This is a genomic window from Trichococcus sp. TS_SC_9 (assembly GCF_056156325.1).
In genome coordinates, this window is sequence record NZ_CM149591.1 from 1127369 (window position 1) to 1145136 (window position 17768).

General features: G+C 37.2%; 15 protein-coding genes and 1 pseudogene. 12 read left to right on the forward strand and 4 right to left on the reverse strand.

The genetic code is table 11. From position 1 onward, the window contains the following. Nucleotides 1-25 precede the first annotated feature (25 nt). Nucleotides 26-733 (forward strand): annotated as a pseudogene (gene istB / locus AC0J5I_RS05240) (IS21-like element helper ATPase IstB). Between the two features lie 164 nt (nt 734-897). Here the strand turns inward: istB and AC0J5I_RS05245 are convergent. Next, on the reverse strand, nt 898-3048 hold the full coding sequence (locus AC0J5I_RS05245) for a peptide cleavage/export ABC transporter (RefSeq protein ID WP_475304411.1): 2151 nt from the start codon (nt 3046-3048) through the stop codon (nt 898-900). 122 nt (nt 3049-3170) lie between these two features. After that, nucleotides 3171-3926 carry a LytR/AlgR family response regulator transcription factor gene (locus AC0J5I_RS05250; protein ID WP_475304412.1) on the reverse strand — a complete coding sequence of 252 codons (756 nt, stop codon included), beginning with the start codon at nt 3924-3926 and terminating at the stop codon, nt 3171-3173. 656 nt (nt 3927-4582) lie between these two features. Between AC0J5I_RS05250 and AC0J5I_RS05255 the strand changes: the two genes are divergently transcribed. Beyond that, nucleotides 4583-4801: a Blp family class II bacteriocin gene (locus AC0J5I_RS05255; protein WP_475304413.1), complete on the forward strand. Its 219-nt coding sequence runs from the start codon at nt 4583-4585 to the stop codon at nt 4799-4801. 323 nt (nt 4802-5124) lie between these two features. On the opposite strand, the gene AC0J5I_RS05260 is transcribed toward AC0J5I_RS05255, so the two are convergent. Both AC0J5I_RS05260 and AC0J5I_RS05265 read right to left on the reverse strand, forming a co-directional pair. Beyond that, entirely contained in the window at nt 5125-6456 is a 1332-nt protein-coding gene (locus AC0J5I_RS05260; protein WP_475304414.1) for a sensor histidine kinase, read from the reverse strand. Nucleotides 6457-6500: 44 nt separating this feature from the next. Next, nucleotides 6501-6626 carry an EntF family bacteriocin induction factor gene (locus AC0J5I_RS05265; protein WP_475304415.1) on the reverse strand — a complete coding sequence of 42 codons (126 nt, stop codon included), beginning with the start codon at nt 6624-6626 and terminating at the stop codon, nt 6501-6503. 998 nt (nt 6627-7624) lie between these two features. Between AC0J5I_RS05265 and AC0J5I_RS05270 the strand changes: the two genes are divergently transcribed. From AC0J5I_RS05270 to AC0J5I_RS05315, 10 genes are all read left to right on the forward strand, one after another. Then, a complete protein-coding gene (locus tag AC0J5I_RS05270) occupies nt 7625-8122 on the forward strand; it encodes a hypothetical protein (protein ID WP_475303962.1) in 498 nt (165 codons plus the stop codon). A gap of 3 nt (nt 8123-8125) precedes the next feature. Then, nucleotides 8126-9370 carry an efflux RND transporter periplasmic adaptor subunit gene (locus tag AC0J5I_RS05275; RefSeq protein WP_475303960.1) on the forward strand — a complete coding sequence of 415 codons (1245 nt, stop codon included), beginning with the start codon at nt 8126-8128 and terminating at the stop codon, nt 9368-9370. Further along, entirely contained in the window at nt 9371-10054 is a 684-nt protein-coding gene (locus AC0J5I_RS05280) for an ABC transporter ATP-binding protein (protein ID WP_107996034.1), read from the forward strand. Continuing rightward, entirely contained in the window at nt 10051-11250 is a 1200-nt protein-coding gene (locus AC0J5I_RS05285; RefSeq protein ID WP_475303954.1) for an ABC transporter permease, read from the forward strand. The genes AC0J5I_RS05280 and AC0J5I_RS05285 overlap by 4 nt, the downstream gene beginning before the upstream one ends. 598 nt (nt 11251-11848) lie before the next feature. After that, nucleotides 11849-12337, forward strand: coding sequence for a helix-turn-helix domain-containing protein (locus AC0J5I_RS05290; RefSeq protein ID WP_475304416.1), 489 nt, complete (start codon nt 11849-11851; stop codon nt 12335-12337). 314 nt (nt 12338-12651) lie between these two features. Then, on the forward strand, nt 12652-13020 hold the full coding sequence (locus AC0J5I_RS05295) for a GntR family transcriptional regulator (protein WP_475304417.1): 369 nt from the start codon (nt 12652-12654) through the stop codon (nt 13018-13020). Next, entirely contained in the window at nt 13017-13874 is an 858-nt protein-coding gene (locus AC0J5I_RS05300; protein WP_475304418.1) for an ATP-binding cassette domain-containing protein, read from the forward strand. The genes AC0J5I_RS05295 and AC0J5I_RS05300 overlap by 4 nt, the downstream gene beginning before the upstream one ends. 1 nt (nt 13875) lies before the next feature. Continuing rightward, the gene (locus tag AC0J5I_RS05305) at nt 13876-14607 is read left to right on the forward strand and encodes a hypothetical protein (RefSeq protein ID WP_475304419.1); all 732 of its coding nucleotides are present in this window, start codon (nt 13876-13878) and stop codon (nt 14605-14607) included. Nucleotides 14608-14994: 387 nt separating this feature from the next. Then, the gene (locus AC0J5I_RS05310) at nt 14995-15840 is read left to right on the forward strand and encodes an FTR1 family iron permease (RefSeq protein WP_475304420.1); all 846 of its coding nucleotides are present in this window, start codon (nt 14995-14997) and stop codon (nt 15838-15840) included. Nucleotides 15841-16239: 399 nt separating this feature from the next. After that, entirely contained in the window at nt 16240-17541 is a 1302-nt protein-coding gene (locus AC0J5I_RS05315; protein WP_475304421.1) for an RNA-guided endonuclease TnpB family protein, read from the forward strand. Nucleotides 17542-17768: the final 227 nt, after the last annotated feature.

A 17768-nucleotide genomic window follows, 5' to 3' on the forward strand; every position in this document is an offset into this window, starting at 1 on the left:
GAGTACTATTGTAAAATTAAATGAAATGCGCCTATCGGCAATGGCAGATACTTATGTGAAACAATTAGGGAATAAGAACTATTCGGATCTATCCCTTGACGATCGTTTTGGTATGCTTGTGGATATTGAACACTCCAAACGCAAGAACTCGAAGTTGGACCGGCTAATCAGCCAGGCTCATTTCCGTTACTCCAATGCTTGTGTAGAGGACATTGAATATCTACCCGATCGTAAACTGGATAAACTCTTGATCTTACGGCTAGCTGACTGTCAGTACATTTAGGATCATCACAATGTTCTAATACTAGGAGCTTCTGGAAATGGGAAGTCCTATCTTTCTTCTGCCTTAGGAGTATCAGCGTGCAGAAAACATTATAAAGTAAAATACATTCGGCTTCCCGAGCTACTGGAAGAACTCGCCATCGCGAGGGGACAGGGAACTTTCCAGAAAAAAATCAAACAATACAAGAAAGTAGAACTACTAATTCTGGACGAATGGCTTCTCTCGCCTTTAGAGGGCAATCAGGAACGGGATCTCCTCGAGATCATAGAGAGCAGACATCAAACCGCCTCAACAATCTTCTGTTCACAGTTCGCACCAGAAGGTTGGTATGAACGGATTGGAGAGTCAACCATTGCGGATGCTATCCTTGACAGAATTGTGCACGATTCACACCTACTCTTCGTTGACGGTGAAGTATCCATGCGAGAAAGACACGGTATCAAGCACTAGAAACTCCCAAAGAAAGCAGTCCGCATCTTCAAGCCTGGCTGCTTTCTTTGGGTTCTTTTGGTTCACTTCCCGTGATGATGGTTCATATTGTCCGTTTAACTGGTTCATTTTAGCCGTGTTGCTGGTATTTTTCTGACGAAATATTCAAAGCTCGAGAAATCCCTCTATATCTCCCAGAGTTGTTGATAAATCCCTTGGTTATACCTTAAGTCGGTATGAGAGCCTTTTTCGACTAATTGGCCCTCATTCATTACAAAAATTTGATCGCAAGATTTTGCGATTGATAAACTATGGGTAATCAGAATCAATGATTTATCTGTTAACTGTAATAAATTTTTCAGAATTTCATGCTCTAATATAGGATCTAACCCACTTGTGGCTTCATCTAAGATTAAAATTTCTGCATCTTTCAATAGCGCGCGGGCAATCGCTAATCGTTGACGTTGTCCCCCTGATAAATTTACCCCTCCTTCTTCAATGTGTGTTTCCAACTGTAAGGGTTGTTTGGAAATAAATTCAGTGAGTTGAACCTTCTCACACACCGCCGTAATTTGTTCGAAGGGTGGAATAGATTCAAGGCCAAAGCTTAAATTTTCTAAAATCGTTCCACTAAAAAAAAATGAGTCTTGTGGAATATAAGTGACCCGGTTCCGTAAATGTTGGTAATTAATATCCTCAATATTTAGCTGTCCGTATTGAATGGTACCCTCTGAGGGACGGTAGAAATTCACCAGTAATTTCGCTAAGGTTGACTTGCCAGATCCACTCACTCCAACTAATGAAACGTTACTTCCAGCAGGAATGGAACAAGTAATCCCTTTGAGGGTTGGGGCGTTCATATTATAGGAAAAGGAAACATTATTAAGATGGATACCTTTGTGGAAAGCATCATATGGAAGCTGTTGAATTTCTCTTTGTTTGCTGTCCTCAGCTTCAATGGAAAGAATTTCATTTAATCGCTTATTTGCAACATGTGCTGTCTGTATTTTCACTTGTAAGTTGATAATATTTTGTAATGGATCCGTAAAGAAGACTGATAATGCGTTGTACGTAATTAGTTGTCCCATACTAATTTTCCCATCAATCACATAATAAGAACCTAACCATAGGGTCAAAGCGCTACTGATAAGTTGAATAGCTCTCTTAATTCCTTGTTGCACATTATCTAGTGTGGCAGTTGTTAAGGATTTTTTCATTAGTAGAATAAATTCTTCACTAACACGCGTATAAACCCTCTCTTCTCCGTTATAAGCTTTAATAGTCTCAATTCCCTTCAGGCTTTCAATGATACTTGAGTTCAAATTCGCACCTGTGGCCAGTTCTTCTGAATTTGCTTTTTCATAGCTTCTTACAAAAGAAAAAATAGAAATCAAATAAAATGGCAAGGAGACTAGAGTAATTAAAAATAAAGTGTGATTTTGAAGGGCTAACGTTACTCCTACTAGTAATACCATTCCGATATCCAAAAAAATAGACAATGTGGCGTTGGCAAGGGCATCGATAATCTTATTAGCATCTAAAAAACGGGAAATAATCTCACCTGATTTTCGTGTCGTAAAAAAATTCATAGGCAGAGTGAGCACATGTTTGAAATATCCTAGCATGACTGTACTACTCATATCTTGTCCTAAAATAACCAGCAGATAGTTACGGATGCACTCTAATATAGTTCGAAAAAGATAAATAATAATCAAACCAATTGAAACGATGTTCAGGGGAGACAATGCTTTGGATGGAATAAAAAAGTCTAAAATGCCTTGAAAATAGTATGAACTCACGATACCAAATAAACTGATAAATAAAGAAGCTAACACGATATGAAAAATCAAAGATTTTTGTTGCCAGAGCATAGGTACAAAGGTAGTTAACCCTGCTGCTTTCTCTTTTTTTGGTTGATAATCTGCATTTGGAGTCATAAGTAGCAACACACCAGTCCATTCTTTACAGAAATTTTCAATTGATTTTTTTAACTTTCCATTTCCGGGATCAGCTATCAGCAATAAGTTCTCCTTCACACCATAGACAACCACGTAGTGCATATAAGCATTATCAATCATAATATGCGCAATTGCCGGAAAAGAAAAATCTTTTTCTTTCCATATTTGATGATCTGCTTGAATGGCTTGACAATCGAAGTTTAAAGTCTCAATACATTGTTTTAATCCAAAGGCCGAAGTGCCTTCCAAATTAGTGCCAGAAAATTCGCGTAATTTATAAAGTGGTATATCCGTTCCATAATGATTTAAAATCATCGCCAAGCAAGCCACACCACAGTCCGTTTCATCTTGTTGTTTAATCAGTCGAATAGATCCCATTTTATTTTCCCCGCCCATCCTTTTTTATATAAAAAGAAAAACGTTAAGAATTCCTCAACGTTTTTTATCTTGACAGAGGACAGTGTGAAACCATAGTGTGTCCTCATTCCACATAGAATCATCTATAAGTCAAAGTCCACCTTTACTATCTCTTTAATTTTTTTTGCTTTACCCAATGGGAATCTACAGGATAATTCCTCTTCAAACCGAATCGTGCGAGTTGAATAATCAATCTCTCTAATATTGACTGGATTGATTAAACAAGAACGATTTACTCTGAATAAATTTGGATATCTTTTCTCCAACTCATTGAGCTTTCCATAAAACTCATATTGTCCATTAGTAGTATATAAAGAAACTCTATGGGGAATATTTGAGGGCGCAACAAATAACACATCCTCCATGTCAATGTTGAATGTCTGAGAACCTACAGAAAAAGAAAAATTTCGTTTTTGTGCCGTTTTTACGCCGTCAATTCTCTCCTGTGCAATCGAAAGAAGTTCCATAATTTCTTCGCGGTAGGTACTTATTGGTTGGTCTTTGGCAATAAAACCAAGCGCTTCTACTTTTCTTTTAAATGTAAGAGGCGCTAACTCATCATGAGTTGTAACAAAAATAATTTTAGCTTGAACATCAGCCTTTCTAATCATTTCTGCAAGATCTATTCCGCTAATTGAATGGTTTAAATCAATATCCAGAAAGTAAATCCCATTTTTGGGTTGAAACTGTTTTAAATATGTCTTTACTTCAATGGGACTCTGCGTTTTTAATTTTATTTGAAATAGTTCACTATGAAATAGAATGTAATTCTGAATAATAGCCTCAAGCTGCTGTAACTGCAGGAACTGATCTTCACAAATAATAATTGGATAACTCATTATGTTCCTCGCTTTCAATAAATATTGTGATATTAGACTCTCTTAATCCGAATAGGAAGTTAGCGAAGAACCGTTTCCTGGTCTTGATAACTTAATCGCAAGATAGTGGAATTGACATCCATTCCAAGATAAAGCAATAGCAATAGACTTCTTAAAAGTATGTCAGAGAAAAAAAACACCTGATCATTATCAATGATACCTATATGCCTTCAGAAATACCAGAAGCCGGGTTCCAAAATTGTTGATGAAGGCATCCTTTACTTTAGTTAAGCGCGGATCAGCCTGTTGATTATAATCATTTATTTATTCTAATAAAATGAAATTGAATAAATAGAGTATGACATAACTTTTATTCCTGAAATGAAAAACATCCCAAGACACAGAGAATGTCATCTTGAGCGATCCGAAAATATATATTCAGGATTTCAAATACTAGTCCTCAAGATATTGTTGATTTTACCCTTTATATCTATGATACAGTTGTCTTGTAGTAAACCAAAGTTAAGGTGTGAGCAATAACATGAAAATGTTAGAGCATTATACGAGTTGAAATGTAAAAAATTTATGGTGGTATGAGCAATGAGAAATATATGGCTTTAATTGAAGCGATGAGTGGTTGGGATGCTAGCCATAAATAAAAAAGGAGTGAAAACATCATGGAAAATATTTATAAAGCAAACATCAAAGTTTTAAACTCTTCTGAAGAACTACAAGAAATATTTGAAGGAAGCGCAGTCGGTATTTTAGGAACCACTCTTTCAGGTGGAACAGCAAGGGTGAAAATCTATTCTGGTGGAGGTCCTTACGCAATGGCTGCTTGTGGTGTTGGAGGCGCATTGATAGGAGCTGGTTTCGGTGCTTGGACGGGTGCTTAATAACGTAAAGAAAGCAAGTGGTCAAGACTGGTTTATCTCTCTTACGAATATGACTCTTTTTATAGTTTTTTCAAAGGTTTGGAATGGAGAAAATACATTTTGGAAAGTGTCAGTTCTTATAATTATAGGATTTTTGAACATATTCTTACTATCGAAGTCAGGAAAAAGAACAGATAAATTTCTGTTGAAGAAGTTGGGGTAAAACCCAACTGACCAATGAAAAAAGGCGCGAGCTTACCAATCCGGTAAAATCGCGCCTTTTTTTATCCTCCTGCAGCTCTGTTAGGTAGTTTTTATACCATCTAAATTCCAAAATATTATTTTCAAAAACTCGTAACAGATAGTCTGTGATAATCCGTTTGTTCGAATACCAGTATTAATTGCACCGAAAACATATCTTCTTCTTTTCTATATTGGACATAAATATTTGAATATTTTTGTTTAATTTCTTGTATGTTTGAAAGCCCCAAACCCAAATGATTTTTTTTTGAAGAAAACCCTTCATCTACTAATTGCGAAACTGATGTATTATTCGGCTTACAGGTATTCTCGATTAAAAATTCTATTTGGGTATCATCTTCATAAATAAGTATAGAAATTTTTCCGTTGTTTACCAGACTAGCCTCTTCAATCGCATTATCAAGAGTGATTCCTAAAATACGAATAAGATCGAACGTATGAATGGGGATAGTATCAATATTATTATTGCATTCAAAGTGACAATTTATATTTTGTTCTTGAATAACAAATAATTTACTGATAAACAGGCTCTTTAGATAGGTATTTTTAATTTTTTGAACATCGTTATAATTCCAGCTTGAGGAAGAAAGATAATTTTTAGAGTATTCATCTAAGTCATCTATACACCGCTCTAGTTCTTCGTTTCGACTTTCTATAGCCGTTTCTCTCAAACTTAGAATAATGTTCTTATAATCATGCTTAAATTTACGCAACTTTTGTTGATTTCTTTCTAAGTGGTCTGTATATTTTTTTAAGTCGGTTAATTGTTGCCGGGACAACTGTTGTTCGTATTGCTCTTTTTGGCTGGTTATCTCTTTTATAAAAATAAGCGCAAGGAAAATAACTTGAATAGTAACAAATACAGTTATGCCAATAATAAATGTATCAAAAGCTTGATAATAGTGGGAAGCATACAGAAATAATAATAGTGCAAGAAAAAAATAACTGAGTAACAGCGTTGAAAAAAATGAACCATGTTTTTCAACGGTTTGATCGATTCTAAAATGGCGGTATAAAAAAATGATGACCAGTAAAGAAACAATCTTTAGACTAACCTCAGTAATAATATAGAGAAATCCTTTTGTTTCATCGAAAGAGGTAAACGGAAGTACAACGGCTGAAACGAAAATAGAAACTAGATAAGTTGTAATCATACTCAACAGTGATGTGCTCAATAAAACGAAATCCGATTTCTTGGGTTGTTTTAGAAAAAAATAGCAACCTAATATGGGAATGATGTCTGCAAAACTATTTAAGAAAATCTGGGCAAAAAAAGTTAATGGGACAAAAAGAGTGATTATTACAGTTTGTTTTTTTAGGCTAACTTTTTTGTAAAAATTAAAAAAAGCTAGGTGGAAAAAAAAGAGTTCCAAAAACATCCTCAAAATATATGCTTTAGTGTCTATATATAACATCTGCTGTTCCTCCTTAAATAGAAGTATAGCAGATGTTAAAAGATCTAACATTTTTTAAAAAAAGAAAAAATACACTGTGCAACGCTAGACCTAGATTTACCTGAACTGGATAGCCCACCTCCAGCAATTATTTTTTTTAAATGTTCATCCGAGATATTTCTAATTTTCATCTTTTAGGCTCCTTCACTGTTTGAATACAAAAAGTATGCCATAAAACGTTTACTCAAACGAGAAAAGATCCTAAACCACGGGAAATTATATCCTTAACAAAATAAATCCGAAAAATTAAAGCAGGGGATGACTGTTGTGTTTTTAGGAGGAAGTAAGAATAGCAGTTAGCGCTGCTTAAATAATTGACATTTAAAATACCTGCTTTCCTGGGTGAAATGGCATTACTTTATTTTTCACACTCCAATAATAAAACCCGTTGTTAACGATATGTTACGTGTCTCAATGAGCATCAATAACTAGCAAGTTCTATTTGTAATGAGATCCAGACTAAACACCCTTTCACCGACTGTGAAATGCTTTAGGTAATTAACCTATCAGTATAAAAATTTTAAATCAGTGATTTTCAAAATGTTGAGTTCACGTTTTTTACTTTTTTATTCATTTAGGAACACTACTGGCTAGGTTGAGGATGTTTTAGTCATTTTTATTAAGATTTATGCCATAATTTTCTTAATCAATTTATAGGAGAAAAATTGATTCTGACTAAGACTATTCTTGCAATGTACATGTTGGCTGTAGCTGTAGCTGAGTAGCTTTGCGAGAAATTCAACTATAAATTAAGAAAGGAATATATCTATATGAAGATTTCAGAGGTGATGCTTTTTTTCGCATTGCTAGCTACTTTTTTTCTGATTTATTTGGACTTTCAAGTTAACAGACTTGATTATCGATTAATATTGGTATGCATTTGTTTAATAGTCATGCTGATCATCAATCGAAATAGTATCACTACAAGTTTAATGGCTCTGACGATGATTGTTTTACTGTCCAGGCTGCAGTTTAACTTAATCGCATTTATGATACTTACGGCATTCTTTGGAACATACTACTTTTTAAAAAATGAAAGCTAATCCATGCGGCTGACCTTGAAATCAGTAATGGTAACTCTCATCAACCAAATATCAAAATATATCAATGAAAAGGTGTGTAATCTTAAATGAAGACAAAAGACAAACAGGATTATCTTAAAAAGGCTAAAAATTGGAATATGGTGTTATTAGTTTTAAAAGCTCTGGGGCTGCTTACGTCAATTGTAGGGCTACGGGGGATTTTAAATCCTGACAAAGCTCTCTACACAGAAGATGTTTACGGATCTTCAGCCACGCAATTATATGAACAAGCAAATAGTATCGGAACAAAAGCTTATGCCGTTATCGGCGTAATCATCTCGATTACAATCCTGATTATGCTCATCTCTGCACATAAAAAACTAAAAGAAGGCGTCGCAACTGCAAAAACGCCTTACTACCTGCATTTATTTTGGATCGTAACCGGGATTATCTACTCCTTGCTGTTCACTCCCAAAATAGAAATTCAAGGATTTACCGAATTTGCCAGCATGATCTCGATCGTAAGTATTGGTCTACAAGCGCTTGTTTCCCTACCGGCGATTTTGTCCATAATCTACCTGTTTAAAGCCGAAACAGAGGCGTAAGGAATGAAGAGAAACAAGGCAAAGGAAGAACAAACGAATAAAAAAGGATTTAAAATGAAACCACTGTCCAAAAAGAAGCGAATAATATTCAGTGCCGTATGGGGAGTGATCGCCATTTTAGCGATCAGTACAGCATTTTTTTTCAAACAAAAACAGCAGCAGGAACCTACATTGGCTTCCTATGACGCGGTAACGATAAAAAAAGCCGATGATTTAATCTTTAATGGATCCGTTGCAGCTCAAAACGTAGAGGAATTCTATTTTGACCAGACAAAGGGCCAGGTTTCCGACATTTTAGTAACCAATAATCAAGAAATCAGTGCAGACACGGTAGTCATGGTCTATCAAAACGAAACCGTACAAGATCAAATAACGGAACAGCAACAAACGCTCGACAAACTAACTTTAGCGGTGAACAATGCGCAAGAAAATCTGGACAATACGTATACAAAAAAACAAAACATTCAAAATAGTTTGAATGAAGCATTCAATGAATTCAATAATGCCGATGCCGATTCAATGGAAGGTCAAACCATTCGCCAAGAAGAACAAGCTAAAATGGATCAGTATAAAGAAGCTGTTTCTTCTCAGGAAGAAGTCATCTCACAAGCGCAGCAGGTACTAGATTCCGCAAACTTAGATTTATCCACTGCCACTCAAAATATCGAACTTGCCCAGAATAAAATTACAACAAATGTAGCAGCAACAACTGATGGAACCGCCATTGTGGAACCGAAAGGGAAAACAAATGCGCGTGTTCCCGTTATTAAAATTTTAGGTAAGGACACAATCATAAAAGCATTAGTTTCCGAGTATGATTACAGACACTTAGCAACAGATCAAGCTGTGGAAATCCAATTGCTGAACAGTAATAAAAAAATTGCAGGTACGATTACAGAAGTCAGTATATTACCGGAGTCTACGGCTACTGAGGGGACTGCAACGGCACAATCTAATGTGGCAAATTATTCCTTCAAAGTAAAACCATCAGAAAACTTACAATATGGGTATAGTTGCCAAATTTATGTACCCGTTAATGAACTGCGTATACCCAAAAAGGCAATCCTGAACGAAGAGGATAAGCAGTATGTTTTTGTTTACTCCAAAGGAACGGTCAAAAAACAAGCCATCCTGGCAGAAAATAGAGACGGTGTTTTTGTTGTTACAGAGGGATTAAAAGAAAAAGACCGCATTATTTCCGAGCCATCTCAAGACTTAAAAGACGGCCAAGAAGTGATGGTGAATTAGATGATTAGTTTGGTTAATGTGAATAAATACTATCAGAACGACGAAGAAAGCCTGCATGTTCTCAAAAATATTAATCTAGCGATTGCTCCAGGTGAAATGATTGCCATTATGGGCCCATCGGGCTCGGGCAAATCAACCTTAATTAATTTACTGGGATTCATCGATAAACAATTCGAAGGAGAGTACTTATTTGAAGGGGAGGCTCTATTGACTTCTTCGGATGAAATCCTCTCCAAAATCCGGAATCAAACCGTAGGTTTTGTGTTCCAAAATTTCAGCTTGATCGAAAATAATACTGTTTTTGAAAATGTTGAATTGCCCTTGCTTTATAATGGCTATAAATTCCATCAAACAGAAGAAAAGGTAAGGGCTGTTTTAAAAAAAGTGGGTCTATCCGATAAGGCAGATAAACACCTGAAACAATTATCTGGCGGTCAACAGCAGCGCGTGGCAATTGCCAGAGCGTTGATTAACCAACCTAAATTCCTCATCGCAGACGAACCGACAGGTGCATTGGATTCGCATACTTCTGAGGAAATTATGAAGTTATTTGTGGATTTGAATACCCAAGATCAGGTTACGATTATTCTCGTTACACATAACCCTGATATGGTCCCGTATTGTTCAAGATTAATAAGTATTCGCGATGGTGAGATTATTGAAGACAAGGCGTTACGCCCATGAACATATATGTTAATTGGCGAACCGCTACTAAAGCAATCTTAAAAAACAGAAAACGAAGCCTGTTAACGATATTTGGCATTGTGATTGGGATTGCCTCCGTCATCACTATTTTATCAATCGGTCGTGGATTCGAGAAAGAAACGTTAAAGAATTTAACCAATGGTGAATCGGATGAAGTGAACATACAAGTAAATTATGCCCCAAGTAACGATAGTCTGAGCTATAGCAGTTTGGATTATTTCACTGATGTGGACATTGCAACCGTAAAGCAAGTGGACGGAGTGAAATCCGCAAATTACCCTGACCCCGATTATTCGAACATTTATAAAGGCATTTACATCAAAGGCAAAAAACAAAATAAGCAGGTTTCTTTAATAAATAATCTGGGTAAGGATCCCATTGTCGGACGCCAGCTGACCGCGTATGAAAACGAAACGCTGGATAAAGTAGCTATGATAGATTCCGTTACCGCAAAAGAGATGTACGGAAGTGCTGAAAATGCATTGGATCGTGGGATTGAATTAGAGGGCCATCTATTTAAAATAATCGGGATTTATCAAGGCACGGAGTCAGAAAGTCTATTTTCTATGCCAGAAAGCAACATTCAAATTCCCAAAAAAACCTATCTGCACTATTTCAATGACACGACTGAAAAATCTTCCTTAACAGTGACATTGGAAAAGGGAGCCACGCCTAGTTCCGTGACAACGGATGTGATCGAACAACTCAAGGAAAAGGGCGCAATGAAAGCCTTTGGTGAGTATCAAGTATTCGACACCGCCTTATTAACGGACGGGGTCAGTAAAATCCTCCGCACGATCACAGTATTTATTTCCGCTGTTGCCGGAATATCGCTTTTTATTGCAGGTGTAGGCGTAATGAATATGATGTACATTTCTGTTTCGGAGAGGACAAAGGAGATTGGGATTCGACGTGCGCTGGGAGCGACCCAAAATTCCATTCGGATGCAATTTCTTTTGGAGGGCGTCACACTGACCTTGTTTGGAGGGATTGTGGGCTATATTGTGGGGATCAGTTTTGCATATATCATTGGATCCATCATTGATATTCCAATTTCGATTGAATTTTCCACTGTTTTTTTAGCCATAAGTGTATCGACTGGTATAGGGTTAATTTTCTCTGTCATGCCTGCATCAGCAGCTGCTAAAAAGGACTTGATTGAAACATTAAGATAACCAATGAAATATCCTGATGATTAATAGTTTTCAGAACAACTTTCTAGAAGAACATGATTACATTTAGAAGAGATTTTTTCGTACTTGTTATTTCACTTCAGTCCAAAACTTTTGATCTAAAGAGACCTAACTGCTAAATATAATGCAGGAAAGGCTCTTTTTTTTATTGTGGAGGGATAGAATGATAAAAGAAAAAGGAATTGAATAGACTTCTTTAACTGGAAAATTTGTTTTATGATTATAAGCTACTTAGTCGCTGATTGGTTAAACGGTATCGCACAAACGTTTTGAATTGACAGTTTCTTATTAACAATTGATGTCGGAATTACAAGCATAGGTATACTAATGATGGCCCATTGCTTTTCAAAAGAAACTAACTCATCCTCATATTAAAATTTTTTTCACTTAACGATACCTTTCATTATTTTCTTTATACCACTTCTAACGTTTCTATAGAGAGCACCTGTCCGTTAAGGTTCATTTCGTAACAGGAAAAATTTAATGGGAATGAAGACAAAATCTATCCTGTTGCGTGCGCAACGGGCAACCTTGCTGTATTCTATGAGTATTAAGAAGATAAATTTGAGGTGCTGTAAACATGGACATTGGAAAAGTGATTCGTTCAAAAAGATTAGAAATGAATAGTACGCAGCAGGAATTAGCTGATAATATTTTTGTGACCAGGCAAACTATTTCAAAATGGGAATTAGGTAAAAGTGAACCCGATCCAATTTCTTTAAAAATATTGGAGCAAGTTTTAGACGTTAGTTTTGCAGAAAAAAATTTAACAGAACCGAGAAGGAGTGATAGAAACATGAAGAGCCTCTATAATATATTAGGTACGCTTTTGTTTGGAATTTTGTTTTTTCCGTTGCGTTTTATATGGGTTAAGCTGTCCAATAATTGGAATTCTCCGATAATTCGGTATGCAGTAATTCCTGCTTTTCTTCTCAGCTATCTATGGTATATGCATTCCTTAATAACTAACGTGTTTTATTTCTTTTTAGTTCTATCGCTCGCTCTTTATCTGATTATAATTTTTTATTTTTATGAACCAAGAGAGAGTAATAATAAAAAGAATAATTAGCGAATTGATAAAAAAGTTCGATTAAGTATTATTGAATGGGATGAATAAAGGTCTCAGAGGTCTTAGCTGCATAAATAATTATGTTAGTGGAAACATCTTCGTATCTAGGATTGAAATGACTTTCTAGGATAATCAAGTTTAATCATATAATTTTCAATATCGTTTTTTTGACAGCTTTTATGTGTCAGAAAATCGGTATTATTTTTTTTAGGGGTAGAAGTCAGATTTTTTTTGACAGTAAGTGTTGACTTTTTTTATTTTTAAATATAAAGTTAGTTACATAAGTAATTAACTGAATGACTGAGGTGAAGAAATTGAAATTTGAATACTCAGGAGGCAAACCTTTATTTCAACAAGTTGCGGATCAAATTACGGAAGGGATTTTGAACGGTTCTTACACAGAGAAAGAGCAGATTCCCTCCACTACAGAAATTTCCAAAAGCTATCAAATTAATCCGGCAACCGTCTTAAAAGGAATGAACTTGCTTGTTGACCAAGAATTAATTGAAAAGAAACGAGGATTAGGTATGTTTGTGATAGAAGGTGCTCAAGAGAAAGTTAGAAGTATCCGTAAGGAAGAATTTCTAACAAAAGAAGTCTCTCAAATGGTCGCAGAAGCCCAAAAGTTAGGTATTACCGCCGAGCAATTGAAAAAATTAATCGAAAGAGGGTATCAATCATGAGTTTGGTAGTGGAACAAGTAAGTAAAAAGTACCAAGATAAGGCGGTTTTAGCGGATGTCACGGTTTCCTTCGAACCCCAAAAAATTTATGGCTTGTTGGGGAGAAATGGGGCAGGGAAAAGTACCCTGCTTAATATCATCAATAATCGCAGCTTTGCTAGCACCGGGCAGGTCTTGCTGGATGGCAAACCGCTTACTGAAAATGAAAAAAAGCTGAATCAAATTTATCTCATGAGCGAAGACAATCTTTTTCCCGTATCCATGAAAGTCAAAGACATTTTCAAGATTAGTGCAGATTTTTACGGAACCTTTGATTGGGAATTCGCCACAGAAATGATTACGGCTTTTGAACTAGACACAAATTTAAAATTTCGTAAACTCTCGACAGGCTACCGCAGTATTGCAAAGTTGATTACGGCCCTTTGTGTACCTTGTGATTATGTATTTCTGGATGAACCCGTGTTAGGCTTAGACGCTAATTACCGGGATTTATTTTATAGCTATCTAATTGAAGCTTATGAAAGCCGACCTCGCACATTCGTAGTTTCAACTCATTTGATTGAAGAGATTGCCAATCTGTTTGAGGAAGTCATTATCCTCGATCATGGGGAAATTTTACTGACAGATACCGTAGAAAATATTTTGAGGGATAGCAAGATGCTCTCAGGTCCTAAAGTACAAGTCGAAGCTTTTGCAGAGCATCTGAATGTGATGGGAAAAGAAGAACTGGGTGGATTGATAAATGTATATGTATCAGGAGAATTAAACCAAGCAATTCCTGAAAATATCACGGTTGTTCCGTTAAATTTGCAAACCTACTTCATTCAATTAACTAAAGGAAAGAAAGGTATTTAATATGAAAATAAAGACTGCTATCTCTTATCGTTTAACCTACCAGACGCGATCGCTATTAATCTATATGGCATACTTCATAGTATTCGCATGCTTGATGCCGCTCTTAGCTATCTTCCTTTCGGATACAACAGAAATCGTTCATTCGGATATAATTTTTAGTGCTATTTGTTTCATGTTTATCTTGGCCTTAATTGGGATTAATTCTGATTTTAAATTATTCATTCAGAATGGCCTTTCGCGTCAGAATATCTTTCTGACTAATATTTGGACGAACGCTTTGATTTCGGTAGGATTTTCTGGATTACTGGTACTTATTCAAAAGCTATTTGACCGCCCATTGATCAGTAGCTTCCGATTTGAAATTTTTCTGGTAGATTTATATAGTAAAAGTGCCTTTTTTCCAAGCTGGTTTTTGTTATTTTTCTTTCTTTTTTTTGCAAGCACAATTGGTGTTGTCGTAGGTACCTTTAATGAGTTATTTTCCGGCATCCAAAAAATTCTGATTTTATTGACGCTGATCATGTTTCCGACTGTCGTAGGTTTGCTTTTCCAAACTATTGATAAACAGATTACAAGGAATATTCTCGATTTTCTTAAAGAGATTTTAGGCATTTCCAGTACTGGGCTTAATATATGGCCGTTGATTGGCACCCTCTTGGTACTTATTACAATCAACTTGTTACTGAGCTTTCTTATGAATCAAAAAAGGGAAATTAAAAGAATCAATGGGTAATGAATCAAATTATTTTAGCAGGTAAAGCCAAAATTGCTTTACCTGCTATGTTTTTGAAAAACATCATATATCGTTAAGGGTAACGTGATTGACTGTCATAAGGTTCCCCTTCTCTGTTGTTTGGTTGTCTGATCTGGGTTCGAGCGCGTGGCATAAGTCTCCACCAAAGTAGTTTTGACGGGTTATTTCAGCATAAATTCAATTCCTATACAGTCCATCTTCTATATTTTTTTCTGACAACGCGTCGGATAGGACAGTATCTTTAAAATTAGAATTTTCTCATTGACAAGTCAAACAGATGCCCTCATAATGATGTAAATGAGAACCTTTCTCAATTAAGTTGTGAAATGATACGGCCTGGACTAATACATTTAAAGGAGAATCACTATGGATACATTTCTGCCCGCTTTTATCATGGGTTTTAGGGAAGGCTTGGAAGCATTCCTGATCGTCAGCATTATTCTTCAATACTTAAGGAAAAGCAAAAATGAATCTTTGCGGAAATATGTTTACTACGGTACAATCAGTGGTATTTTTGCCTCTCTTGGCATTGGAGGCATCCTTTACATTCTGTCCAAAGCGATCGACCGAATGGATCAGGTGGCGAAATTATGGGAGAGTGGAGCAAGTTTCGTTGCGTTGGCATTGGTGACGACGTTCATCTACTGGATGATTCAGCACGGCAGAAACATGGTTTCGACCGTGGAAAGCAGCGTCAGCCAAAATCTGTCTGCCTTCGGGATTGCCAGCGTTGCTTTCATAATGGTCGCCCGTGAAGGGGTAGAGGTTGCGATCTTCACTTTTGCCGGACAGTATGGCATCGTATCCCTGTTTGCAGGTATCGCAGCAGCTTTAGTGTTGGCAGTCCTTATCAATCATTCGCTGGTGAGAGTCAACTTAAGGATTCTGTTCAACATCACTCTGGCCTATCTGATCCTGCAAGCTGGCTTTTTGCTTGGTTATGGTATCCACGAAGGGCTATCGGCGCTTGGCTCCATGAACCTGTTATCCAGCGATAATCCTTTGTTCATAAAAGCTTTTGATCTATCTGAGACTATTTTCTACCATAAAGAAGGACTGCTTGGCTTGCCTCTGTATGTCCTGTTCGGATGGTATTCCAAACCGGAAATACTTCAATTTATTCTGCAATACCTCTACACTGGTTCGCTTTTCTACATTTGGCACAGGGAAATAAAAAAAGAAGCGAGTAAATTTAATTCGCTCGCGCAATAGCATAAATTCAATGGCAACGTGTATGGATAGGCAGCAAATTATAATAGGCTAGGACTGAAATCACACAATGATTTCAGTTTTGGCCTTTTTTTGTTGAAGGCATTGATGGAGATAGACTATATCCATTTGGAAGAGCAAAGTTCTCAAGTGAAGAATAGCAAGTACATATATTATATAGAAGTTAGAATTGGCGTTTAGGAGTTAGGCGAGAACCCTCGTGACTTCAGTCATGAGATGAATCACCCTTCGGGATTAGGGGTGCCAGATGCACCTCAAAGCCCGACAGTTGGCTGCTTTAAATGAATGATCCCCTTGTTTTAATGTACTGTAATCCATACGCTATCGCTTGGAAAAACGAACGTATTTTCGGTATAATGTGTATATGGGGAGGTGAAATCAATGTCAGTAGAAATAGTTAATCGTGGTTATGTGTATAGCGGAACACCAATATCTGATGAAGCAGAACGCTATTTCCGTCAATGCTTTGGTGCAGACCGATTGATGTATAACCTTCATGTAGCTCATTTGTATGCGTACCTTGAAAAAAATGGACACACCATCTGTGACAAGCTGCCTACTTTCAAAGAAATGGGGATGCCAACAGTCAAAGAGTTCAAGCAGGTTCGAGTGGACGACGATGGCAACAAATACCTGTATGAAGTGGATGCATTCGCTTCGAACGAAGCAAAACAGCATTTCAAGAGAGCAATGAATTCATTCAATAAGGATGCGTTCAAAGGACAATTCAAAAAGTCTGCACTGAAACGTCAGAAAACGCTTGGGATTGAGCCTACTTTCCGCGACCTTAAAGGGATGCCGAAATTCCATTCCCGCAAGAACAGCAAACTAAGCTATACCACATTCAACCAAAACGGCAATATCTTCATTGATGAGAACACCGTTCTCCATCTCCCGCTTGCCCAAAAGAGTAAATTGTCAGGAGTGGCAATCAAATTGAACACACATCGCCCCTTGCCAAAGGACAGTCGTATCAAGAACGTTACGGTAACAATGGACTCTAAAGGAAGGTTTGCGGTGACCATCAATGTCGCGTTTGAAATGGAAATTGAAAGCATTGGTCTCCCTGCTGCTGAACGCATTCTTGGGCTGGATTACTCCCAATCCAATTTCTTCGTAGACAGTGAAGGTAAGAAAGCCAATTATCCGCACTACTACCGAGTCATGGAAGAGCGTCTGGCAAAAGAACAGCGCAAGCTATCCCGCATGGTGCAACGCGCTAAACGATGGGAACGTCAGCGGTTAGTGGTAGCGAAACTCCATACGAAAGTTGCGAACCAACGGAAAGACTGGCTCCACAAGAAAGCCTACACCCTCGCGAATCGCTATGACATGGTTATCGTGGAAGACCTCGACCTTCGTGCGCTTGGACAAACCTTGAAGTTGGCGAAAAACCAACAAGATAATGGGTTCGGTAACTTTCGTCTATATCTCAAGTACAAACTTGAGCAACAAGGGAAATATTTCGTGAAAGCACCGAAAACCTTTGCTTCCACACAAATCTGTTCAGATTGTGGCGTCAAAAACATAGCCCTCAAGGGCGATATGTCCACTCGCGAATGGACGTGTCCCAATTGCAATGAACAGCACGACAGAGACCACAACGCCGGGTTGAACCTACGCAAATATGGACTCCGTTGGATTGATGAAGTATTGTTGGCACCATCAGTGGTGGTTGCTTAAACATAGAAACAGGTTCGCTTGGTACCTGACAGTTCCTCTCGCAAGGATCAAAGGGCGTGTCAATGGATGCGTAGTCCGCTGTATACAAACCAGAGCCTCGCAAGAGGCTCACAAGCCCGTGACTTCAGTCATGGGTTGTTGACTAATCGAGGGCCTTATAATTAACACTGTAGGGCGCAACTGGCTGCCACGGATCTCAGTAAGCGTAATTTATCACACTATCTAAA